General features: G+C 71.5%; 19 protein-coding genes and 1 pseudogene. 9 read left to right on the top strand and 11 right to left on the bottom strand.

Translation table 11 applies throughout. The features are described 5' to 3' along the window. Positions 1-80: 80 nt before the first annotated feature. Together MDN94_RS19280 and MDN94_RS19275 are read left to right on the top strand one after the other, a co-directional pair. Positions 81-173: pseudogene (locus MDN94_RS19280) on the top strand (DNA-binding response regulator); the annotation flags it as partial. A 64-nt stretch (positions 174-237) separates the two neighbouring features. After that, complete coding sequence (locus tag MDN94_RS19275; RefSeq protein ID WP_482727140.1) at positions 238-735, top strand: peptidylprolyl isomerase; 498 nt, start codon at positions 238-240, stop codon at positions 733-735. 60 nt (positions 736-795) lie between these two features. Here the strand turns inward: MDN94_RS19275 and msrB are convergent, their stop codons facing one another. The 4 genes from msrB to MDN94_RS19255 form a co-directional block, all read right to left on the bottom strand. Then, the gene (gene msrB, locus MDN94_RS19270) at positions 796-1203 is read right to left on the bottom strand and encodes a peptide-methionine (R)-S-oxide reductase MsrB (protein ID WP_482727139.1); all 408 of its coding nucleotides are present in this window, start codon (positions 1201-1203) and stop codon (positions 796-798) included. Positions 1204-1216: 13 nt separating this feature from the next. Next, positions 1217-2611, bottom strand: a complete 1395-nt coding sequence (gene murC, locus MDN94_RS19265) for a UDP-N-acetylmuramate--L-alanine ligase (protein WP_482727138.1) — start codon at positions 2609-2611, stop codon at positions 1217-1219. A gap of 83 nt (positions 2612-2694) precedes the next feature. Continuing rightward, positions 2695-3165: an indole-3-glycerol phosphate synthase gene (locus MDN94_RS19260; protein WP_467657150.1), complete on the bottom strand. Its 471-nt coding sequence runs from the start codon at positions 3163-3165 to the stop codon at positions 2695-2697. Positions 3166-3317: 152 nt separating this feature from the next. Further along, the gene (locus MDN94_RS19255) at positions 3318-4157 is read right to left on the bottom strand and encodes a pyrimidine reductase family protein (RefSeq protein WP_482727137.1); all 840 of its coding nucleotides are present in this window, start codon (positions 4155-4157) and stop codon (positions 3318-3320) included. Positions 4158-4262: 105 nt separating this feature from the next. Here MDN94_RS19255 and zapE point away from each other — a divergent pair, with 105 nt between their 5' ends. From zapE to MDN94_RS19240, 3 genes are all read left to right on the top strand, one after another. Further along, positions 4263-5321 carry a cell division protein ZapE gene (gene zapE / locus MDN94_RS19250; RefSeq protein ID WP_482727136.1) on the top strand — a complete coding sequence of 353 codons (1059 nt, stop codon included), beginning with the start codon at positions 4263-4265 and terminating at the stop codon, positions 5319-5321. Between the two features lie 35 nt (positions 5322-5356). After that, positions 5357-5785, top strand: a complete 429-nt coding sequence (locus MDN94_RS19245) for an OsmC family protein (protein WP_441264931.1) — start codon at positions 5357-5359, stop codon at positions 5783-5785. A 101-nt stretch (positions 5786-5886) separates the two neighbouring features. Further along, complete coding sequence (locus MDN94_RS19240; protein ID WP_482727135.1) at positions 5887-7275, top strand: alkaline phosphatase PhoX; 1389 nt, start codon at positions 5887-5889, stop codon at positions 7273-7275. Positions 7276-7319: 44 nt separating this feature from the next. On the opposite strand, the gene MDN94_RS19235 is transcribed toward MDN94_RS19240, so the two are convergent. Both MDN94_RS19235 and MDN94_RS19230 read right to left on the bottom strand, forming a co-directional pair. Next, entirely contained in the window at positions 7320-9404 is a 2085-nt protein-coding gene (locus MDN94_RS19235) for a SpoIIE family protein phosphatase (RefSeq protein ID WP_482727134.1), read from the bottom strand. 199 nt (positions 9405-9603) lie between these two features. Then, positions 9604-10017 (bottom strand): organic hydroperoxide resistance protein, encoded by a 414-nt coding sequence (locus MDN94_RS19230; protein ID WP_482727133.1) that lies wholly within the window; start codon positions 10015-10017, stop codon positions 9604-9606. A 104-nt stretch (positions 10018-10121) separates the two neighbouring features. Between MDN94_RS19230 and MDN94_RS19225 the strand changes: the two genes are divergently transcribed. Then, positions 10122-10589 carry a MarR family winged helix-turn-helix transcriptional regulator gene (locus tag MDN94_RS19225; protein ID WP_482727132.1) on the top strand — a complete coding sequence of 156 codons (468 nt, stop codon included), beginning with the start codon at positions 10122-10124 and terminating at the stop codon, positions 10587-10589. Positions 10590-10732: 143 nt separating this feature from the next. Here the strand turns inward: MDN94_RS19225 and MDN94_RS19220 are convergent, their stop codons facing one another. The 5 genes from MDN94_RS19220 to MDN94_RS19200 all read right to left on the bottom strand — a co-directional run bounded on the left by MDN94_RS19220 (position 10733) and on the right by MDN94_RS19200 (position 17572). Beyond that, the gene (locus tag MDN94_RS19220; RefSeq protein WP_482727131.1) at positions 10733-11665 is read right to left on the bottom strand and encodes a carbohydrate ABC transporter permease; all 933 of its coding nucleotides are present in this window, start codon (positions 11663-11665) and stop codon (positions 10733-10735) included. Beyond that, positions 11662-13020, bottom strand: coding sequence for an ABC transporter permease (locus MDN94_RS19215; RefSeq protein ID WP_482727130.1), 1359 nt, complete (start codon positions 13018-13020; stop codon positions 11662-11664). The genes MDN94_RS19220 and MDN94_RS19215 overlap by 4 nt, the downstream gene beginning before the upstream one ends. Positions 13021-13030: 10 nt before the next feature. After that, on the bottom strand, positions 13031-14365 hold the full coding sequence (locus tag MDN94_RS19210) for an ABC transporter substrate-binding protein (RefSeq protein WP_482727129.1): 1335 nt from the start codon (positions 14363-14365) through the stop codon (positions 13031-13033). A 28-nt stretch (positions 14366-14393) separates the two neighbouring features. Further along, positions 14394-16076, bottom strand: coding sequence for a glycoside hydrolase family 13 protein (locus MDN94_RS19205; protein ID WP_453465966.1), 1683 nt, complete (start codon positions 16074-16076; stop codon positions 14394-14396). Between the two features lie 224 nt (positions 16077-16300). Then, positions 16301-17572: an ABC transporter substrate-binding protein gene (locus MDN94_RS19200; protein ID WP_482727128.1), complete on the bottom strand. Its 1272-nt coding sequence runs from the start codon at positions 17570-17572 to the stop codon at positions 16301-16303. A 168-nt stretch (positions 17573-17740) separates the two neighbouring features. Here MDN94_RS19200 and MDN94_RS19195 point away from each other — a divergent pair, with 168 nt between their 5' ends. Genes MDN94_RS19195 through MDN94_RS19185 form a run of 3 tightly spaced genes read left to right on the top strand, consistent with a single transcriptional unit; the run spans position 17741 to position 21407 of the window. Beyond that, positions 17741-18247 carry a PadR family transcriptional regulator gene (locus tag MDN94_RS19195; protein ID WP_005310452.1) on the top strand — a complete coding sequence of 169 codons (507 nt, stop codon included), beginning with the start codon at positions 17741-17743 and terminating at the stop codon, positions 18245-18247. Continuing rightward, the gene (locus tag MDN94_RS19190; RefSeq protein WP_482727127.1) at positions 18244-19083 is read left to right on the top strand and encodes an ABC transporter ATP-binding protein; all 840 of its coding nucleotides are present in this window, start codon (positions 18244-18246) and stop codon (positions 19081-19083) included. Before MDN94_RS19195 ends, MDN94_RS19190 begins: the two co-directional genes overlap by 4 nt. 2 nt (positions 19084-19085) lie before the next feature. Further along, a complete protein-coding gene (locus MDN94_RS19185; RefSeq protein ID WP_482727126.1) occupies positions 19086-21407 on the top strand; it encodes an FtsX-like permease family protein in 2322 nt (773 codons plus the stop codon). The last annotated feature ends 107 nt before the right edge of the window (positions 21408-21514 follow it).

Genomic DNA, 21514 nt, shown 5'->3' with positions numbered 1-21514 from the left:
GCGGGACGGGCCGAACGGGACGCCGGGGCTCGCGGACCTGGAGGAGCCGGCGGCCGCGACCACGGCGGCGGGTGTCCGGCGTGCCCCGTCTGCTCTCCAAACTCGATGCCAGGGACCGGGTGCGGCTGGTCATCATCGCGTACGAGCCGGGTCTGGTGTCGGCGTCCGGATGAGCTCGGGCCGCCGATGGGAGGGGCGGATGTGCATTCGGGTGGCCCCGGATGCCAGGATGAAATAATGGCCAACAACGTTTTCTTCGACATCACCATCAACAACGAGCCTGCGGGCCGGATCGTCTTCGAGCTCTTCGACGACGTGGTCCCCCGTACCGCCAAGAACTTCCGCGAGCTCGCCACGGGCGAGCACGGCTACGGCTACGAGGGCTCCTCCTTCCACCGCGTCATCCCCGACTTCATGCTCCAGGGCGGCGACTTCACCGCCGGCAACGGCACGGGCGGCCGCAGCATCTACGGTGAGAAGTTCGCCGACGAGAACTTCCAGCTCAAGCACACCAAGCCCGGCCAGCTCTCCATGGCCAACGCGGGACCGAACACCAACGGCTCGCAGTTCTTCATCACGACCATCGTCACCGACTGGCTCGACAACAAGCACGTCGTCTTCGGCGAGGTCGTCGAGGGCATGGACGTCGTGAAGAAGATCGAGGGCCTGGGCTCGCGCTCCGGCACCCCCTCGGCCAAGATCACCATCGCCAAGTCGGGCGTCGTCGGAGCCTGACCCCTCCGCATACGCGACAGGGCCCGTCGGCGCGTGCCGACGGGCCCTGTGCCGTTCACCTCACGCCTCGTCCGGCTCCAGACGCAGCGAGATCGAGTTGATGCAGTACCGCTGGTCGGTCGGGGTCGGGTAGCCCTCACCCTCGAAGACGTGCCCCAGGTGCGATCCGCACCGCGCGCACCGCACCTCGGTGCGGACCATGCCGTGGGAGTTGTCGGGGACCAGTTCGACCGCGTCCGTGTCCTTCGGGTCGTAGAAGGACGGCCAGCCGCAATGGGACTCGAACTTGGTGTCGGAGCGGAACAGCTCCGCACCGCACGCCCGGCACGAGTAGACGCCGGCCGTCCTGGTGTCCGTGTACTCGCCGACGAAGGCGGGCTCGGTCCCTGCCTGGCGCAGCACCGCGTACTCGCCCGGGGTCAGTTCCGCACGCCACTGCTCGTCCGGCTTCTCGACGTCGTACGCCATGAAACGCGCCTCCTCAGCTCGACAGGCGGGCCAGGATGTCCGGACCGAGGTCCGTGACGTCGCCCGCGCCCATGGTGAGAACGAGATCGCCGGGCTTCGCCATTCCCGCGATCACCTGGGGGACGGCGGCCTTGTCGCCGACGGCGGTCACGTCCGCGCCGGCGGCGCGCGCCGCGTCGGTGATCAGCTCGCTGGTGATGCCGGGGATCGGGTCCTCACGGGCCGGATAGATGTCGAGGACGACCGAGGCGTCGGCGAGGGCCAGTGCCTGGCCCATCTCGGTGCCCAGTTCCTGGGTGCGTGAGAAAAGGTGGGGCTGGAAGACGACCAGCAGCCGGGATCCGGCCGCCGCGCCGCGCATGGCCTCGAGGTCCGCGGTCATCTCCGTCGGGTGGTGCGCGTACGAGTCGATGACCTGGACGCCCGCCGCCTCGCCCTTGAGCTGAAGGCGGCGCTTGACGCCGGTGTAGGCGCCGATCGCGGAGGCCAGGTTGTGCGCCGGGATGCCGAGGGCGACACCGGCGGCGAGTGCGGCCACCGCGTTGAGCGCGTAGTGGCGGCCGGGGACGGAGACCGTGAAGGTGAGCAGACGGCCGTCCAGCAGCACGGTGACCTCGCTGGTCAGCCCGCGCGGGGTGATCTTGTGGACGCGGACGTCCGCGGTCTCCGACTCGCCATAGGTGACGATCTTCACCGAGGAGCGGTCGCGGACCTTGCCCGTGAGTTCGACGGCTCCGGCCTGGTCGGCCGAGATCACCAGCGTGCCGCCAGGGACGATCTTGCCGGCGAAGGTCTCGAAGGATTCGTAGATCTCGTCCATCGAGGCGTAGTTGGCGTGATGGTCCAGCTCCACGTTGAGGACGATCGCGACCTCGGGGTCGTACTTCTGGAAGCTGCGGTCGCTCTCGTCCGCCTCCGCCACGAAGATGTCGCCGTCGCCGTGGCGCGCGTTGGTGCCGGGCCCGTCGAGGTCACCGCCGATCGCGTACGAGGGGTCGAGGCCCAGTTCGGTCAGGGCGACGGCCAGCATCGACGTCGTGGTGGTCTTGCCGTGGGTGCCGGCGACGGCGATCGAGCGCAGGCCGGTCATCAGGGAGGCGAGCGCGTCGGAGCGGTGCACGACGGGCACGGACAGCTCGGCCGCGCGCACCAGCTCCGGGTTGTCGGCGCGGATGGCGCTGGAGACGACGACGCTGGTGGCGTCGTCGGCGAGGTGCTCCGCCGCGTGCCCGATGTGCACGGTGACACCGAGCGCACGCAGGGCCTCGGCGGTCGCCGATTCCTTCGCGTCGCTGCCGGCGACCTTCGCGCCGCGCCGGGCGAGGATCTTGGCGATGCCCGACATGCCGGCTCCGCCGATGCCGATGAAGTGCGGGCGTTCCATCGCGCCAGGGACGGCGGGTGCCATGGTCTTCTCTCCCCAAGATGTACGACTACGTGCGGCTGCCCACCCTATTGCCTGCGGCCCTCCGCTCCGGACCCGCTCGCCGCTCACTCGCTGTGCGCGAAGAGCTTGAGCACCGGCACGCCCACCTTGTGCCTGGCTCTGGAGGCCCAGTCGCGGTGGAAGAACTCCTCCACGTAGTGCGGCTCGGTCAGGACGATCACCTCGTCGGCGTCCGCCTCGTCGACCACCGACTTCAGCTTGTCCAGCGGGTGGTCCTCCACCAGGTGGCCGACCGCCTCGCAGCCGGCCGCGCGCAGGGCCGCCAGCGAGTGTTCCAGTGCGCGCTGCGCGGGCGCCTTGGCCTCCGCACCCTCGGGCTCTTCGCCCTCCCGTACCGCGTCCTTCAGATCGCCGATCGCCACATCGTCGATGGCGCGCAGCAGTACGTCGGCCTGATCACCACGCGGCTGCATCAACACGATGAAAGAGGCGCCTTCCTCGCCGTGCAGCGTGGTGACGAATTCCACGTCCTCCGAGGTCAGGGGCTTCTCGATCATCAATACGCTTGTGAACACCTCAGGAGCCCTTCTGCGGAAACTGCGGAAACCGTCCTTCCCCGTGCCCGCACGGGGTGCGCAATCAAGTGTGCCCGTCGGACGCTAAGCGGAACGGAAGATTCCGCTAATTGCCCGAAGTCGCTTCCGGAGCCGATCCGGAAGACACCGGCTCAGAGCCGCCGGTACCGCGTGAACAGGAAGCCCGCCTCCTCCAATACGGAATCCAGTGCGAACCGTGCGGGATCCGGCAGCGCCGGTCCCCCTGCGATGCGCTGGGCGTCCCCCACCGTCATCGTCGGCGACACCGTCAGGCACAGCTCATCCAGTACCCCGGCGGCGGCGAACTGACCCAGCATTCTCGGGCCGCCCTCCGTCAGCAGCCGCACAAGGCCGCGCTCCGCGAGCGCGTGCACCGCCCTGGCCGGTTCGACACCCGGCCCGTCACCCGCGACGACGACCTCCGCTCCGGCCCGCTCCGCCGCCCGCACGCGCTCCGGCGAGGCCGCCGCTCCGGTCAGCAGCAGCGTCGGCACCAGCGGCTCGGTGAACAGCGGCAGCGAGAAGTCGAGATTGAGCGAGGCGCTGATCACGGCGATCGCCGGGGCGGGGCTCTGGCCCGACGCGGCCCTGCGCCCGGCGAAGGCATCACGGGCGCGGGCGGGCCGGTAGCCCTCCGTGCGCACCGTCTCCGCACCCACCACCACGGCGTCGGCCAGGCCCCGCAGGGTTCCGAAGATCCGCATATCGGCGTCGGAGGAGATCGGCTGCGAGCGGCCCTCGTGCTGGGCCGCGCCGTCGAGGGAGGAGACCATGTTGGCCCGCAGCCACACGCCGGCGCCGGCGCTCCGCGCCTCGGCCGGCCCGTGCCCGGGGCTGCCGTGGGCACCCCCCTCGCCACCCGCGGCGGGCCCCCGCTCGGGATACGCGTAGGCGTCGGCAAGGTCGTCCAGCGACCACTCCCGGTCGGCGGCCGCGGTTGTCTGGTCGGTCACAGGGAACAGGCGTCGCATACGGTGCAGTCTGGCACGCGGACCCGCCCCCGCCGGGGCAGCCGGGGCCCCGGCCAAGATCAGCGGAGCAGGCCCTTAGAGTTGGTTACTGTGCCGACCAGCCCGATGACCGAAGCCGCTCCCCTGTCCCTCTGCGCCCGCGAGCCGCACGTCCCGGCCGACCGCCTGGTCGCCGAGATGGTGCCGCCGCCGCGCTTCGACTCGGTCCGCTTCGAGACGTACGTGCCCGACCCGAACCAGCCCAGCCAGACCGAGGCGGTCAAGGTGCTGGACGACTTCGCCGCGGGCCTCGGCACGGCGCACCGGGCCGTCGGCGGGAAGCGACGCTGGTTCGCCAGGAAGGCCGCGGCGGCTCCGGCCGGTCCCCGCGGCGTCTATCTCGACGGCGGGTACGGCGTCGGCAAGACGCACCTGCTCGCATCGCTGTGGCACGCCACCCCGGCGGACCCCGCGCTCAAGGCGTTCGGCACGTTCGTCGAGCTGACCAACCTGGTCGGGGCGCTCGGCTTCCAGCAGACCGTGCAGACCCTGAGCGGGCACCGGCTGCTGTGCATCGACGAATTCGAACTGGACGATCCGGGCGACACCGTCCTCGTCTCCACGCTGCTCGGAAGGCTCGTCGACGCCGGTGTGGCACTGGCGGCGACCTCGAACACGCTGCCGGGCAAGCTCGGCGAGGGACGTTTCGCGGCCGCCGACTTCCTGCGGGAGATCCAGGGCCTGTCCGCGCACTTCCGCCCGCTGCGGATCGACGGCGAGGACTACCGTCACCGCGGGCTCCCGAAGGCCCCTCCCCCGTACTCGGACGAGCAGGTCACCAAGGCCGCGTACGCCACGAAGGACGCGTCCCTGGACGACTTCCCCAATCTGCTGGAGCATCTCGCGAAGGTGCACCCCAGCCGCTACGGAGCCCTGACCGACGGTCTGCGGGCCGTGTGCCTCACCGACGTCCGGCCCGTGCCCGACCAGTCGACCGCACTGCGGCTGGTCGTGCTCGCCGACCGGCTCTACGACCGGGAGGTGCCGGTGCTCGCCTCCGGCCTGCCGTTCGACAAGCTCTTCAGTGACGAGATGCTGAACGGCGGCTACCGGAAGAAGTACTTCCGGGCGATCTCCCGGCTCACCGCGCTGGCACGCGACGCGAAGGCCTTGGTGGCGCAGTAGGTTTGGGGCCGTAACCCGATCTGAAGGGAACCATCATGGCCACCACGCGTCAGGCTCACACCGTCTGGGAAGGCAGTCTCCTCGAGGGCAAGGGTGTCGTCACCCTGGACTCGTCCGGCATCGGCGAGTACCCGGTCACCTGGGCCGCCCGGACCGAGCCCGCCGAGAGCGGCAGGACCAGCCCGGAGGAACTGATCGCGGCCGCTCACTCGAGTTGCTTCAACATGGCCTTCTCGCACGCCCTCGCCGGCGCCGGCAACCCGCCGGCCCGCCTGGAGACCAAGGCCGAGGTGACCTTCCAGCCCGGTGAGGGCATCACCGGCATCCACCTCACCGTCGAGGGCCAGGTCCCCGGCCTCGACGAGGCCGCTTTCGTCAAGGCCGCCGAGGACGCCAAGGCGAACTGCCCGGTCAGCCAGGCCCTGACCGGCACGACGATCACCCTCTCGGCATCACTCGTCTAACACACCGACACCTCGAGGCACAGGGGCCCGCACGGTTACATGTCGGGTTTTCTGCGTGATACACACGTGCGGGTCACCTGTCCTCCCCCATCGCCCTCGGCATGGGGGTGCCCCCAACAGGGAGTTGCCTCATGTCCGCAACACGACGTCAAGTCCTGGCCGGAAGCGGTGCGCTCGGCGCCGGGATTCTCTTCAGCGGTGCGTTCTCCGAGCTGTTCGCCGGCACCGCGGCCGCCCGTGGACACGCCGGATACGGCCCGCTCGTCCCCGATCCCGACGGTCTGCTCGATCTGCCCAGAGGCTTCCGCTACAAGGTCCTGTCCCGTGAGGGCGAGCCACTGCTCTCCGGCGAAGGACCGGTCCCCGGCAACCACGACGGCATGGCCGCGTTCGCCGGCCGCCGCGGACGGACCCACCTGGTCCGCAATCACGAGAACCGGCACACCGGCAGGATCGGCGTGCCCACCGTCCCGGGCCTGACCTACGACCCCGCGGCCAAGGGCGGCTGCACGGTGCTCGAACTGGACAGCCGGGGCGAGGTCCGTTCCGAGCGGGTCGCCGTCGCCGGCACGGCCGTCAACTGCGCGGGCGGGCCCACGCCTTGGAACACCTGGCTGACCTGTGAGGAGAACGAGGACCGGGCCGGCACCAACGGCTACACCAAGGACCACGGCTTCATCTTCGAGGTCGACGGCGCCGATCCGCACCGCACCGGCGCCGTGCCGCTCACCGCGATGGGCCGCTTCCAGCACGAGGCGATCGCCGTCGACCCGCGGACCGGCATCGTGTACGAGACGGAGGACGCCTTCCAGCGCCCCTTCGGCCTCTTCTACCGTTTCCTGCCCAACAAGCCGTTGGGCGGCACCGGTTCGTTCCGCGCGGGCGGCGCACTCGAGGCGATGCGGGTGCCCGGCGTGCCGGACCTGTCCGGGATCCAGGAGACCGGCGCCTCGTACGACGGGGTCGAATGGGTGCCCGTACCGGACAGCCAGGCGAAGGAGACGCCCATCAGGCTCCAGGACTTCGGGCCGAAGGGCATCACCCACGCGCAGAAGCTGGAAGGTTGCTACTGGGGCGGGAAGTCGGTGTACTTCGTGTCCAGTTACGCCCGCAGCTCGGAAGGGTCCGCCGGCGACCACTACGGTCAGGTGTGGAAGTACGAGCCGCACCGGCGGCGCCTCACCCTGGTCATCGTCTTCGGCCCCGACACGGACATCCAGTTGCCCGGCGAGTCTCCTGACAACATCTGCCTGGCGCCCAGCGGCGGCCTGATGGTGTGCGAGGACGGCGGCGGCGAACAGCATGTGTACGGCGTCACCCGGCGCGGCCGGGTCTACCCGGCGGCCAGGAACGCCCAGAACATCGGTACACCCGAGGAGCCCGAGTACGGCGAGTTCGCCGGCGTCGCGTTCTCGCCGGACGGGGAGACGATGTACGTGAACTGCTACACGCCCGGCACGACGTTCGCGGTCACCGGACCGTGGTCCTGACCGGCACGGCCCCGGGGCCCGCGCGGGACTGAGGTCCGCCGAAGTCAGTCCGGTGGCGGCAAGGGCTGTTCGGTCCACAGGACCTTGCCGCCGCCGGCGTAGCGGGTGCCCCAGTTCCCGGCGAGTTCCGAGACGATGAACAGCCCCCGCCCGCCCTCGTCGACCGTGCGCGCGTGGCGCAGGTGCGGGGAGACCGAACTGGCGTCGTGCACCTCGCAGGTGAGCGTGTCGCCGCGGATGATCCGCAGTCGCAGCGGAGGCGTTCCGTAGCGCACGGCGTTGGTCACCAGTTCGCTGACGATCAGCTCGGTGCCGAAGGCCGTCTCGTCGTCGACGCCCCAGGCGCCGAGGAGATCTCGGGCGAAGGTCCTGGCGAGGGCGGGTGCCGTCGGCTCGTGCGGCAGTTCCGACTCGGCCACATGGTCCGCGACGACACTGCCCGTACGCGCGAGAAGGAGCGCGATCCCTTCGGGGCCCGCGTCCGCGGGCAGGGTGTAGGCGACGGCGTCGCAGAGTTCGGCGAGTTCGTGGTCCGGATGGGCGAGCGCCTTCCTGGCGGGCCTCGCGAGGGTCCCGTCGTTATCGAGCCCGCCGGTGTAGAAGGCGAGCAGGCTGCCCTCTTCGACGGTGACGGTGGTGACCGGGCACGGCGCGGTGTCGAAGGAGCCGAGCATCGGCCCCTCGGCCACGTCGGGTGTCGACGCGCTGCCGTCCGGGCGGACGACGAGCGGCGCCGGGTGTCCGGCGCGGGCGACTGCGCAGACGCGGGTGAAGGGGTCGTACACGGCGTATGTGCAGGTGGCCGTCAACGGCTGCCGGTGCAGCGGGTCCCCCGGCGGCAGCGCCGCGCGTTCCCGGGCCAGCCGGTCGGCGGTGTCGTTGAGCCTGGCCAGCAGTTCGTCGGGCTCGAGGTCCAGCGCGGCCAGCGCGTTGATGACCATACGCAGCTGGCCCATCGCCGCAGCCGCCTGGATCCCCTCCCCGCTGACGTCGCCCACGACCAGCGCCGTCCGGGCCCCGGACAGGCCGATGGTGTCGAACCAGCAGCCGCTCTTGTGCCCGGACAGGTACAGGTGCGCGGTCTCGACGGCCGGTCCCGCGGCGGTCTTCGGCGGCAGCAGTCGGCGCTGGACGGTGGAGGCGACGGTGTGGTCGTACTCGTACCTGCGGGCGTTGTCGATGCTGAGCGCGGTGTGGGCGGCCAGGCTGAGCACCAGCGTCCGGTCCGCCTCCTCGAAGGGCTCGGCGTCCTCGCACCGGTAGAGGGTGACCAGCCCGAGCGGGGCGCCGCGCACCGACAGCGGCGCCACGATCATGGAGCGGGCGCCGGACGCGCGGATCGCCCGGGCCAGGCCGGGGTCCGCCCGCAGCCAGGGCGCGTCGCGGTCGAGGGCGATGAGGCGCGGCTGGAAGTCGGCGAGCACCCTGCCGTACGGAGTGAGGTCGGACAGACCCCGTATGTCGCCCACGGGCCGCGCCGGGACGGCGGTCTCGTCGCGACTGCGGAAGGCGGCGCGCCGGAGCGGGACGTCCCGTTCCGGCGGCCCGGGTAGGGGGACGCTGCCGCGCAGCACGTCGTCCAGCACGTCGACCACGGCGATGTCGGCGTACGCCGGCACGACGGCCGAGGCGAACGCCTCCGCCGTCGCCGTCACGTCCAGCGTCCGGCCCACGGCCTCCCGCACCGCGGCGAGGGCCGCCTTGCGCCTGCCGGCCTTCTCACGCTGGGTTACATCGGCCATGCAGGCCAGCACCCGCCCGAGTGAACGGCCGCGGGAGTCCTCGAGGCGGTACGCCTGCATGAGGAAGCGGCGCACGGGGCCCTCGTCGTCGACACGGCGCCCGCGGAACACCTGTTCCGTAGCGGGCCTGCCGCTGATCAGTACTTCCCGGAGCAGGCGCTGTGCCGCGTGGGGTTCGTCGAGCCGGTAGACGTCCGTGAACGGTCGGCCCAGGAAGGCGCCCCCGATGTCCCCCGCCGCGTCCGGGCCGTCGGCCCGGACCACGGTGAGCTGGTCGTCGAGCACATGAAGGGCACCCGCCGATCTGGCGAGCAGCACCTCCAGAAGGGCCGCGGCAAGCGTGTCCTGCGCGGGTGCGGCGTGGTTCGGGGCGTCGGCATCCGACATGGTTTCACCACCTTCGGACGCTGCTCACGACGGCGCGGTCTGCTGTGCGGGTCCGGTCACGCCAAGCTATGCGCAATCACGGGGCCGAGCACCTTTTCCCGCCCTTTCCAGCATGCGCCGTGGCCGCAGGGGGCGGTCACGGCGCCGCGGGGACCGCGGGGTCCGACCAGGGGTGATCACGCGTGGTGACCGAACGGTGTCACTCGACGACGATCTCGACCGGCAGGTTTCCGCGGGTGGCCTTCGAGTAGGGGCAGTACGCGTGGGTCTTCTTCAGCAGTTCCTCGCCGGCCTCGCCCTGGAGGTGGTCGGGAAGCTCGACACGCATGATCACGGACAGACCGAAACCGCCGTCGGTGTCCTTGCCGATGCTGACCTCGGCGGTCACGGAGGCGTCCTTGACGTCGATCTTCTCCTGGCGGCCTATGGCGCCCATGGCGCTGGCGAAGCAGGCGGCGTACCCGGCGGCGAAGAGCTGCTCGGGGTTGGTGCCCTGTCCGTTGCCGCCGAGGGCCGCGGGGAAGGCGAGCGGAAGGTCGATCTGACCGTCGGAGCTGACGGCACGGCCCTCGCGGCCGTTGGCGGTGGCGACAGCGGTGTAGATGGCGTCCATGGGGTGCATCCCTCTTCGTCGTGGTCGGGAACCGATGACCCAAATCAAAGCACACAATTAAATTGAGCACAACTTAATTGGTCGCCGCTTGGTAGGGTGAGGGCATGGAGAAGAAGACACTGGCGGACGTCCCGGACGAGGACTTCCTCCGCCTCGAACACCAGATCTGCTTCTCGCTGCACGCCGCGTCCCGGGCGTTCAACGGCGTGTACCGCACGGCCCTGAAGGACCTCGGCCTCACGTACCCGCAGTACCTGGTGATGCTGGTCCTCTGGGAACACGGCGAACTGCCCGTCAAGGAGATCGGCGAACACCTGCGCCTGGACTCCGGGACGCTGTCCCCCCTGCTGAAACGCCTCGAAACGTCGGGCTACGTGGAACGCCGGCGCAGCATCGAGGACGAACGCTCGGTGACGGCCCGGCCGACGGAGGCGGGGCGCGCGCTGCGCGAGAAGGCACTCGGGATGCCGCGGCGGATCGCGGAGGCGACGGGACTGACGCCGGCACGGATCCGCGCGCTGCGCGAGGAGCTGGACGCACTGACGCGGACGCTGGACGCGGCGGGTGCGTAACCGGGGGCTCCCTCCCGGTCCCCGGGCCACGAACGCCGGCCGGGCCGAAGTTGCTGGGCAACCTCGGCCCGGCCGGCGGCCCGGGTCCGGGAAAGGGACGGGTGGGGAACACGCCCCGCGCGGCGGGCCCGACCCGCGTCCCCCTACTTCACCGACCCTGCCATCACCCCCTGCACGAAGTGCCTCTGGAACGCGAAGAAGACGACCAGCGGTACCACCAGCGACAGGAACGCCCCCGGCGCCAGCACCCCGATGTTGCTGCCGAACTGCCGCATCTGGGACTGCAGCGCCACCGTCAGCGGCTGCGACTCGCTGTCCGCGAAGAGCAGCGCGACGAGCATGTCGTTCCAGACCCAGAGGAACTGGAAGATCGCCAGGCTCGCGAGGGCCGGGCGGCCCAGCGGCAGGACGAGGCGGGAGAAGATCCGCCACTCCCCGCCGCCGTCCATCCGCGCCGCCTCCAGCATCTCCCTCGGGATCTCCGCGAAGTAGTTGCGCAGCAGGAAGATGGCGAACGGCAGCCCGTACGCGACGTGGAAGAGGATGACGCCCGCGACCGTGCCGAACAGGCCCACCGCGCCGAAGAGCTTGGCCACCGGCAGCAGACCGATCTGCACCGGCACGACCAGCAGGCCGACGACCACGAGGAAGACCGCGTCACGGCCGGGGAAGTCCAGCCAGGCGAAGGCGTATCCGGCGAGCGCCGCTATGCCGACGACCAGCAGGGTGGCGGGGACCGAGATCAGGACGGTGTTCCAGAAGGCGCCGGCGATGCCGGAGTCCTCGAAGAGCGCGGTGTAGTTGTCGAGGGAGAGCTGCGCGGGGTCGGTGAGCGCCGTCCACCAGCCGTCGGACGCGTTGTCGCGTTCTGACCGCAGGGAGGAGAGGAACAGTCCCGCCAGCGGGGTGATCCAGATGAGTGCGACGACGATCAATACGGCCTGGACGGCTCCGCTGCCCAGCCATTTCGCGAGCCGGCCTTGGCGGCGGGGGCGTCCGGGCGGGGAGGGCCGGACGGGACGGGCCGCGGCGGCCCGATCCGTGGGCGGGCGCTCGACGGTGGTGCGGGCGCTCATGATCGGCTCCTTCTGAAGCGCCGGACGTTGAAGATCATGGCCGGTACGACCAGCAGGAGCAGCAGGACGCTCAGGGCACTGCCGAGCCCCTGGTCGTTGCCGCCGCCGAACGACACCAGCCACATCCGGGTGGCCAGCACATTGGCCTCTTCCTGGACCGGTCCGGGCGCGATGATGTAGACGAGGTCGAAGACCTTCATCACGTTGATGACCAGCGTCACGAAGACGACCGTGAGCACCGGCGCCAGCAGCGGCACGGTGATCCTGCGGAAGATCTGGCCTTCGGTGGCGCCGTCCATCCGGGCCGCCTCCAGCGCGTCGCGCGGGATGGCGGCGAGCCCGGCGCCGATGAGCACCATCGCGAAACCGGTCCACACCCACAGGTAGGCGCCGATGATGGCCGGTGTGACGAGCGCCGGCCCGAGCCAGTTGACGCCCTGATAGGGCGCGGCGAAGTTCGACGCGGGCAGCCGGACGGTGTACTCGCCGTCGGCCAGGCCGTCGAAGCGGAAGGATCCGTCGGCGGTGGTGGTGGCCGTGGCGGCGACCTTGCCGTCGCGGACGGCTTCGACGGTCATGCCGGGCAGGCCCTTCTCCGCCGGATCGACCTTGCCCTGGGTGCCGCCGCCGCCCGGTACGAAGTCGAGGTAGGCGACGCCGCCGATCCCGTCCCCGCCGGCCGGGGCCTTGGCGGGCCGGGCGTCCGCGGGGACCGCGTCGGGCGCGACGCCGACGAAGCCGAGGCTGACCGGACTGCCGGGGCGGACGGTGTCCGCGGTGCTGTACGGGCCGCCCGCCTTTCCGGTGAGGCCCGACTGCTCGCGGACACGGGCGGTCGGGTAGGCGGCCGGGTCCTCGAACGCGTCGTGGGCGGCGACGACCACCGCGTTGAGGACGCCGCGGTCCGGGTTCTGCTCGTAGGCGAGCCGGAAGATGATGCCCGCGGCGAGGAACGAGACGGCCATGGGCAGGAAGAGCACCAGCTTGAAGGCGGTCGCCCAGCGGACCTTCTCGGTGAGTACGGCCAGCATCAGCCCGAGGCCGGTCAGCAGGACCGGCGCCACCACGACCCAGATGGTGCTGTTGCGGATGGCCTTGAGGGTGGCGGGGTCCTGGAAGATCTCCGTGTAGTTCGCCGCGCCGACGAACTGCTCGCCACTCGCGTCGAACAGGCTCCGTCCGACGGAGAAGAGGACGGGGTAGACGACCAGCGCACCGAGCAGCAGCACGGCCGGCAGGACGAAGAGGACCGCGAGGCGACGTTTTCTGCGCTGGGCCCGGCGCCGCGCGTCGAGCGCGGCGCCGGCCTTGGGAGCGCGGGCCCGGGGGGCCCGTTCCTTGAGGGTGTCGGCCATGGCGGCTGCCTCAGTTCCCGTACGCCTTGGCGGCCGCGGCCTCGAGCTTCGCCGCGGTGGCCTTCGGGTTCGACGGGTCGCGCAGGAAGTCCTGGAGGAGCTTCCACTCGCCGGCGCCCTTCGTACCGCCGAACGCGGCGGGCGCCTGGTCGGACATGTCGAAGCGGACCGAGTCGCCCGCCGCGACAAGGGATTCGGCGGTGGAGCGGGTGGTCTCGTCGCCGTAGGCGTCGAGACTGACGTCCTTGTTGGGCGACAGGAATCCACCGGCACCGGCCCAGATCTCGGCCGCCTCCGGGGTGGCGAGGAACTCCAGGAGCTTCATGCCGGCCTTGCTGTTCTTGCCGTCCTTCAGGACCACGGCGGCGTCGCCGCCGCTGACGACCGGGGCCTCGCCCCCGCCGACGGCGGGGAACGGGAAGAAGGCGGCGTCCTCACCGAGCTTGCGGCCGAACTCGTCCTTGGCTATGCCGCCGACGAAGTCCCCTTCGTAGACCATGCCCGCCTTGGGTTCGGGGCCGAAGACCTGCTCGACGGAGGACGGGAAGTCCGTCTGCAGCGCCGCCTTCGCGCCGCCCGCGACGAGCTGGTCGTCCTTGAACAGTTCACCGAGCGTGGTCAGTGCCGCCACGACGCTCTCGTCGGTCCACTTGAGCTCGTGGCGCGCGAGCTGGTCGTACTTCTCGGGTCCGGCCTGGGAGAGGTAGATGTTCTCGAACCAGTCGGTCAGCGTCCAGCCGTCCTCACCGGCGACGGAGAAGGCCGGCCGCCCGGAGTCGGCGAGTGTGCGGCCGGTCTTGAGGAGGTCCTCGTAGGTCTTGGGGGCGCTGACGCCGGCCTGGGTGAACGCCTCGGGGCTGTACCAGACGGTCGACTTGTGGGCGGCCTTGAAGTAGAGGCCGTAGTACGTCTTGTCGACGGTGCCGTAGTTCTTCCACACCGGGGCGAGGCCCGCGGTGGCCGTCTTCGCGGTCTTGTCGGAAAGCGGCTCGAGCCAGCCCTCCTTCGCGAACTGCTGAAGGACGCCGACCTGCGGCACCATCACGACGTCCGGTGCGTTGCCGCCCTCGATCTTGCTGCCGACGAAGGTTGAGACGTTGTCGCCGGAGGGCACGAAGACGGTCTTGGCTCCGGTCTTCTCGCTGAAGGCGTCCAGCACCTTCTTGAAGTTCTTCTGTTCGCTGCCGGTCCAGACGCCGGCCACGGTGACGGTCTGGCCGCTGAGCTCGCCGCCGCTCGCGGCTTTGGTGGTGCCGCCGCAGGCGGTGGCGCCGAGGGCGAGGCCGAGCACCGCAGAGGCGGCGGCCGTCGTGCGCCGGGTGGTGGTGCTGCCGATGCGTCGCATGGTGAGTCCTTCCGAGGGATGACGGGGATCAGGAAGCGGGGTGGTCGCCGGTCCACCAGGCGGCGGTCGCTCCGGGGAGCACACCGTCCGGGCAGGGACCGCTGGAGAGCAGGGGGGTTCCGGTCACGGGCGCGGGGACCGGCTCGGTGCCGAAGTTGACCGCGCAGATCAGGCCGTCGCCGCGGGCCATGGCGAGGACCTGCGGGGGCGCGTCCAGCCAGCGCAGCGTGCCTTCGCCCAGCTGCGGGAGGCTGCGGCGCAGTTGCAGGCCGTCGCGGTACAGGTGCCAGAAGGAGCGGGTGTCGGCCAGGGCCCGGTCGGTGGCGTGTTCCGCGAACCACTCGGGCTGCGGGAGCCACGGCCGGGCCCCGGCCACGCCCTGGCTGAAGCCGAACGGGGAAGCATGGCCGGACCAGGGCAGCGGGACACGGCAGCCGTCGCGGATGCGCTTGCGGCTGCCGGTGCGGTGGAAGATCGGGTCGGTGAGCACCTCGTCGGGCAGATCGAGCACCTCGGGCAGGCCGAGCTCCTCGCCCTGGTAGACGTAGGCGGCGCCTGGCAGCGCGAGCATCAGCAGGGCGGCGGCACGGGCGCGGGCGGCGCCGAGTCCGCTGGCCTCGACGCCGGGCTCGCCGGCGTAGCGGGTGACGGTGCGGACCTGGTCGTGGTTGTTGAGGACCCAGGTGACGGTCGAGCCGGTGCCGGCGATGTCGCGTATCGCCTCGTCGATCGTCGAGCGGAAGGCGTCGGCGTCCCAGGGGGCGGAGAGCAGGTCGAAGAAGAAGGCCTGGTGCAGCTCGTCGGGGCGGACGTACTCGGCGTGTTCCCGGGCGGTGGGTACGGAGACCTCGCCGACGAGCAGTCGGTCGTGGCCGTCACGGGCGGCGTACTCCTCGCACACCGACCGCCAGCGGCGCCACACGTCGTGGACCTCCGGCTGGTTCCAGGCCAGCGGATTGACCGAGTCGCGGGAGCGTTCGTCGGCGAACGGGTCGTCGGAGTCGGGGAGCGCGGGGTGCTTGAACAGTCCGGCGGCGACATCGATGCGGAAGCCGTCGACGCCGCGGTCCAGCCAGAAGCGCAGCACCTGTTCGAAGTCGTCGCCGACGGCCGGGTCGCGCCAGTTGAGGTCGGGCTGCTCGGGGGTGAAGAGGTGGAGGTACCACTCCCCCGGCGTGCCGTCGGGTTCGGTGACGCGGCTCCAGGCGGGGCCGCCGAACATGGCGCGCCAGTTGTTGGGCGGCTCTGCCCCGTCAGGACCGCGGCCGGGAGCGAAGTGGAAGCGGGAGCGGGCGGCGCCACCGGGGCCGGCGGCGAGCGCCTCACGGAACCACGGGTGCTCGCTGGAGCAGTGGTTGGGGACGATGTCGAGCAGCAGTTTCAGTCCGAGGCGGCGGGCGTCGGCCACCAGCCGGTCGAACTCGGCGAGGTCGCCGTAGACGGGATCGACGTCCTGGTAGTCGGCGACGTCGTAGCCGTGGTCGTGCTGCGGCGAGGGGTAGAAGGGGCTGAGCCAGATGCCGTCGACGCCCAGCTTCCTGAGGTAGGGAAGCCCGGCCCGGACGCCGGCCAGGTCGCCGATGCCGTCCCCCGTGCTGTCGAGGAAGCTGCGGACGTAGACCTGGTAGATCACCGCGTCGCGCCACCACGGTTCAGGTGTGGAGGCAGGGCGGGAGGGCCGGCCGATGCCGGCCGGAAGCGTGCTGAGCATCTCGCGTCGACCTGTTTCTGCTGAATGCGAGAGCGCCCCGGACCGGGTGCGCTGTTATGCATGCATGTTAAGTAGCGGTGACTGGAAGGTGTCAACGATGCTTCCGAAAACCACTTAAAGTTGGGGTGGTTTGTACGTCAATGCCCGGGTATTCAAAAAGAGAGCCTCTACCTAACATGTAAGTAGAGGCTCTCCGTACCGACGGGAGGTGGAACGTGAGCGGGTCAGCCCCTGCGGGAGATCTTCCCCAGCTCGCGCGCGAGTCGCGCGACGGCCTCGGCAGGCGTCTGCCGCAACGCCATGACGTCCTGCGCCACCGCCTGCACCGCCAGACTGACCTGGTCGTAGCGCGGACTCTTGGGGCGCGGCACCGCCGACAGCACGCTCTGGCGCAGCGTCGGCAGATAGGGATGGGCCTTGATCAGCTCCGGGTCCTCGTACAGCGCGGCGCGCACCGGCGGCAGCGAGCCCTCGGTGAGCACCTGCCGCTGCACCCGCTCACTGGTGAGGTAGGTGATCAGGTCCGCGGCCGACGCCGGGTGCCGCGAGTGGGCGCTGACAGCGAGGTTGGAGCCGCCCAGCACACTGGTTCCGGGCCCGTCGGGCCCGGGCAGCGGCACCGCGCCGAACTTCCCCGCCACCTTCGAGCCCTCGGCGCCCGCGTCCGCGTACACATAGGGCCAGTTCCGCAGGAAGAGCAGCCGGCCGTCCTGGAACGCCTGCCGCGACTCCTCCTCCTTGTAGCCGAGAGCCTCCCGGGGGATCCACCCTTGACGCACCCCGTCGGCGAGGAACGTCAGCCCGGCCCTCGCCGCGGCGGAGTCCACGGTGACCCGCTCCCCGTCGTCCCGCAGGATCGACCCGCCCGCGGAGTGCACGGCCTCCGCGACGTTGACGGTGAGCCCCTCGTAGGGGAGGAACTGGCCGGCGTATCCGTCCAGGCCGTACTTCGGCGCGATCGTACGGGCCTGCCGGGCCAGCTCGGCCCAGGTGCGCGGGGGCCGGGCACCCTCCCGTTCGAGGATGTCCTTGCGGTAGTACAGCAGCCCGGCGTTGGTGACGTAGGGGACCGCGAACAGCCGCCCGTCGAACGTGGCCGTGTCGACGACCGGCCGCAGGAAACTGTCGAGCGGGAACCGGTCGCGCTCCAGCGGGGAGATCCACCCCGCCGCCGCGAACTCGGAGGTCCATGCCACGTCGATGTTCAGTACGTCGAAGCGGTCGCTGCCGGAACGCAACTCGCTGATCATTTGGGCCCGGGTCTCGTCCGCCGAGTCGGGCAGTTCGACCAGGGTGACCCGCTCGTCCGGGTGGGCGCGGTTCCAGTCGTCGAGGAGAGGCGAGAGATAGTCGGTGAGATCGCCCGCCGTCGCCAGCGTCATCGGTCCCCGGCCCTGAGGGTCCACGCCACCGGCCCGGGCGCCGAAACCGGCATACCCCGCCAGCAGCACCGCCACGACCAGGAGAGCTCTACCCGCGGCACGCATCCACCGCATAGGTTCCTCCCGGTGCACGATCCGGCTGCGTCGCCGACCATCGGGCCCTATATATACCCGTTAGGCATGGGCGATACTAGACGTCCAGGCGGACCGGACAGGTGCCATGGGCCACACGCCCGCCGCCCGGCCAACAGGAAACTACGTCAGCGGGAGAGAGGGGGGAGCGTGCGGCTGCCGCTCCTGGCACTGCTCACCCGTGGCCCGGCACATGGTTATGAGCTGAAGCAGGACCTTGAGAAGCTCCTGGGCGCCGCGTACCCTCAGCCGAACGTCGGCCAGATATACGTCACCCTCGGCCGCCTGGAGAAGAGCGGGCTGATCGACGGCGAGGACGTCGAGCAGTCGGGCCGACCCAACAAGCGTACGTACCGGCTGACCGACGCCGGGCGTGAGGCGGTGCAGGCCTGGTTCGAGGAGACCACCGACGAGCCGCGCGTGCGGGACGAGTTCTTCATGAAGCTCGCCCTGGCGCCCGAGTCGGGGCTCGCCGACCCGGTCGCCCTGATCAACAAGCAGCGGCGGCAGTACCTCAACACCATGCGGGACCTGTCGAAGCTGGCCGCCGCCGAGGACCGGGACAACCGGATCTCCCAACTGCTGATCGAGGGCGCGATGCTGCATCTGCAGGCCGACCTGGACTGGCTGGAGCGCTGTCAGGAGGAGCTGGAATGAGCCACGACGCGGCATCCGGCGACCGCCGCGGGCACGGCGCGGCGCCCGTACCCGGACCCGAGGCGGCCGCCGGGACGGCGGACGACGGGCGCGGCAGCGCGCCGATCGTGCGTGCCGAGGGCCTGACCAAGACGCACCACGGCGAAGGAGCGCCGGTCCACGCGGTACGGGGTGTGGACCTGACCGTCCGGCCGGGCGAGTTCGTCGCCGTCACCGGGCCCTCCGGCGCCGGTAAGTCGACACTGCTGCATCTGATCGGTGGCCTCCAGCGGCCCGACAGCGGAAAGCTCTGGCTCGACGGCCGCCGCGTCGACGAGTACCGCGAGGCCCGCTGGGCGGTCCTGCGGCGGCGCAGCATCGGCGTCGTCTTCCAGTTCTTCAACCTGGTCTCCAACCTGACCGTCGCCGACAACGTCGAACTTCCCGCGCTGCTCGCCGGCGCCTCGCCCAGGGCCGCCCGCGAGTCCCGGGCCGAACTGCTCGCCGAGCTCGGCCTCGAAGGCCGGGAGAAGTCCATGCCCGGCGAGCTCTCCGGCGGCGAACAGCAGCGCGTCGCGCTGGCCCGGGCCCTGGTCAACCACCCCGCCCTGCTCCTCGCCGACGAACCGGCCGGCAGTCTCGACAGCAAGGGCACACGCGAGGTGCTGCGGCTGCTGTCCCGTTTCCATCAGCGGGGACAGACGATCCTGATGGTCACCCACGACGCCCGGATGGCCAGCGCCGCCGACCGCGTCATCAGCTTCTTCGACGGACGGATCGCCGACGACGCACAGCTCGGCGGCGGCCACCGCGGCCCGGCCGGCGGAGTGTCCGGCGTGCTCGAACTGAAGGAATGAGCATGCGGGCCACTCTGCGCTGGGCTCACGCCGACTTCCGCGCACACCGCGGCGAGGCCCTCTTCGTCGTCCTCGCCAGCGCCGGGATCATCGCCTCCCTGCTGCTGGCCGGCGCACTGTTCAGCTATGCCGCCAACCCCTGGCAGCGGATCTTCAACCAGTCCCAGGGCGCCCACATCTGGCTGCAGACCCGGCCGGGCGCCGACCCGGCCGCCCTGTCCCGGCTCGACGGGGTCGAAGCTCTCTCGGGCCCCTACCGGACCGCCGCCACCACCGTCGAGTCACGAGGCGCGCGGGCGGCGGTCGCGCTGCGGGCGACCGGCGTCCGGCCGCCCGGGATCGGGCGACCGCTGGTCACCGCGGGCAGCTGGCTCGCACCGGAGGACGACGGAGCGGCCCGGGCGGTCGTCCTGGAGAGCTCGGTCGCCCGCTCGCTGTGGGCGGAGCCCGGCGACACCGTACGGGTCACCGGGCAGGACGGGGCCGTGCGCACCCTGCGCGTGACGGGCGTCGCCGAGGCCGCGGAACCGCCCTACCGGGCGGGTGGCGGGCCCGGGATCGGCTGGGTCCTCCCGGAGACCCTCGACGGGATCGCCCCCGGCGACACCGGCCAGAGCGTGGGGCTGCGGCTCGCGGATTCCGGCGACACGGACTTCATGGTCCAGCGGGCGGTGACCGTGCTGGGCGCCGACCGGGTCGCGCAGGTCACCAAGTGGCAGCAGGCGAGGGCTGAGGCCGGCGGCGACGACCGGCTCCTCGGCCAGTTGTTCGCCGTGTTCGGACTCGGGGCCCTGCTGGCGGCCGCCCTCGCCGCGTCCGGGGCGATCGGCGCCCGGGTGCGCGGCCAGCTGCGGGACATCGCCGTCCTCAAGGCGGTGGGCTTCACACCGGGCCAGGTCGTACGCGGCTTCCTCGTCCAACATCTGGCGTTCGCCCTCCTCGGGGTGGCCCTGGGCACGGCGGCCATCGCGTTCCTGGGCGCGCGGATACCGGGCCGGATCGGTGACGCGGCCGCCCTGTGGCAGGACCTGCCCGGATACACGGCGCTCATGATCGGTGTGCCGTGCGGGGCGGTCCTGCTGATCGCGGCGGCGACCGGGCTCGCGGCCTGGCGTGCCGGGCGGGTGCCGCCGGTCCCGGTGGCCCGGGCGGCGCAGCCGTCCGCGGCGCCGATGACCGCACTGGGCCGCAGGGCACTCGGTCTGCGGATGCCGCCGGCCCTGGTGCTGGGCTGGCGCTCGGCCTTCCCGCGCCGGGGCCGTACCGCCGTCACCGTGGGGCGGCTCGCGCTGCCGCTCGTACTGATCACCGTCGCGCTGGTGGCCTGGTCGACGCTCGACCAGTTCCGCGGCCGGCCCGCGCAGATGGGGCTGCCCGCGGCGCTGACCGTACGGGCGGAGCAACCCGGCGGGCCGTCGGAGGAAGGGCTGCGGCGGATCCTCGCCGGGGTCCCGGAGGTCGCAGCCGCCCATCCCGGCGCCGAGATGGCGGCCCTCGTGCCCGGGCAGACCGGGACCATCACCCTGCGCGGGCTCGGCACGGCGGAGGACCCCTATCCGTCGGCCGTGGCCGAAGGGCGTCCGGCCCGCGGACCGGACGAGGCGGTGGCCGGGCAGGGGCTCCTCGACCTGCTGGACGTTCGCGTCGGCGACTGGGTGCGGATGACGGTCGAGGGCCGGCCGCAGATCCTGCACATCGTGGGTCGCAGCATCGAGCCCGAGTCGGGCGGACGGATCATCTCCACGACGGTCGACGCCCTCCAGGAACGCGACCCGGGACTGCGGCCGGACTTCCACGCGCTGGTGCTCACCGACGGATCGGACCCACGGGCGGTGAGCTCCGCGCTCGACGGGGCGGCGGGCGGCACGCTGGAGATCCGAGAGACGCCGAACCCGGCGGACCGGCTGGAACCGGCGCGCGGTGTGATCGCGGCCCTGATCGCGGTGCTGGCCCTGATCGGTCTCACCGAGCTGCTGACCCTGATCGGTACCGGGGTCCGCGACCGTGCCCGGGACCTGCTCGCACTGAAGGCGATCGGGCTGACACCCCGGCAGATCGGCTCCGTCATCGTGACCGCCGCAGGGCTGACCGCCCTGGCTTCGGCGGTGGTCGGTACGGCGCTCGGCGCGCTCTTCGGCATGTGGCTGGTGGACGCCCAGGGAAGCTCGAGCGGGATGGGGGCGGGGATCGCGCATCTGCCCCCGTGGCCGGTGCTGGTGTCCGTGGTGGCCGGCGCGGTGGCCGGGGCGGTGGCGGCGGCCTCCCTGCCGGCGACGCGGACCGCCCGTCGGCGGCTCGCGGACTCGCTGAGCGAGACGCTCTGACCGCGGCCTGGGCGTGCGGAGAACCGACCACCCCCGGCGGGGGGGGGGAGGTTACCCCGCTGGGGGAGGGGGAACCGCGGGCCGGGGCGGTAGCTAGCGTCCTCTTA

Source organism: Streptomyces sp. WAC00040 (assembly GCF_056835925.1).
The sequence above is the reverse complement of the archived record's forward strand: the minus strand, read 5'-3'. Positions and strand labels throughout refer to the sequence as shown.

Excerpts from the sequence above, each read along its gene's own strand:
- MDN94_RS19275 (WP_482727140.1), top strand. The coding sequence starts at position 238 with ATGGCCAACAACGTTTTCTTCGACATCACCATCAACAACGAGCCTGCG.
- msrB (WP_482727139.1), bottom strand. The coding sequence starts at position 1,203 with ATGGCGTACGACGTCGAGAAGCCGGACGAGCAGTGGCGTGCGGAACTG.
- murC (WP_482727138.1), bottom strand. The coding sequence starts at position 2,611 with ATGGCACCCGCCGTCCCTGGCGCGATGGAACGCCCGCACTTCATCGGC.
- MDN94_RS19255 (WP_482727137.1), bottom strand. The coding sequence starts at position 4,157 with ATGCGACGCCTGTTCCCTGTGACCGACCAGACAACCGCGGCCGCCGAC.
- zapE (WP_482727136.1), top strand. The coding sequence starts at position 4,263 with ATGACCGAAGCCGCTCCCCTGTCCCTCTGCGCCCGCGAGCCGCACGTC.
- MDN94_RS19245 (WP_441264931.1), top strand. The coding sequence starts at position 5,357 with ATGGCCACCACGCGTCAGGCTCACACCGTCTGGGAAGGCAGTCTCCTC.
- MDN94_RS19240 (WP_482727135.1), top strand. The coding sequence starts at position 5,887 with ATGGGGGTGCCCCCAACAGGGAGTTGCCTCATGTCCGCAACACGACGT.
- MDN94_RS19235 (WP_482727134.1), bottom strand. The coding sequence starts at position 9,404 with ATGTCGGATGCCGACGCCCCGAACCACGCCGCACCCGCGCAGGACACG.
- MDN94_RS19230 (WP_482727133.1), bottom strand. The coding sequence starts at position 10,017 with ATGGACGCCATCTACACCGCTGTCGCCACCGCCAACGGCCGCGAGGGC.
- MDN94_RS19225 (WP_482727132.1), top strand. The coding sequence starts at position 10,122 with ATGGAGAAGAAGACACTGGCGGACGTCCCGGACGAGGACTTCCTCCGC.
- MDN94_RS19220 (WP_482727131.1), bottom strand. The coding sequence starts at position 11,665 with ATGAGCGCCCGCACCACCGTCGAGCGCCCGCCCACGGATCGGGCCGCC.
- MDN94_RS19215 (WP_482727130.1), bottom strand. The coding sequence starts at position 13,020 with ATGGCCGACACCCTCAAGGAACGGGCCCCCCGGGCCCGCGCTCCCAAG.
- MDN94_RS19210 (WP_482727129.1), bottom strand. The coding sequence starts at position 14,365 with ATGCGACGCATCGGCAGCACCACCACCCGGCGCACGACGGCCGCCGCC.
- MDN94_RS19205 (WP_453465966.1), bottom strand. The coding sequence starts at position 16,076 with ATGCTCAGCACGCTTCCGGCCGGCATCGGCCGGCCCTCCCGCCCTGCC.
- MDN94_RS19200 (WP_482727128.1), bottom strand. The coding sequence starts at position 17,572 with ATGCGGTGGATGCGTGCCGCGGGTAGAGCTCTCCTGGTCGTGGCGGTG.
- MDN94_RS19190 (WP_482727127.1), top strand. The coding sequence starts at position 18,244 with ATGAGCCACGACGCGGCATCCGGCGACCGCCGCGGGCACGGCGCGGCG.
- MDN94_RS19185 (WP_482727126.1), top strand. The coding sequence starts at position 19,086 with ATGCGGGCCACTCTGCGCTGGGCTCACGCCGACTTCCGCGCACACCGC.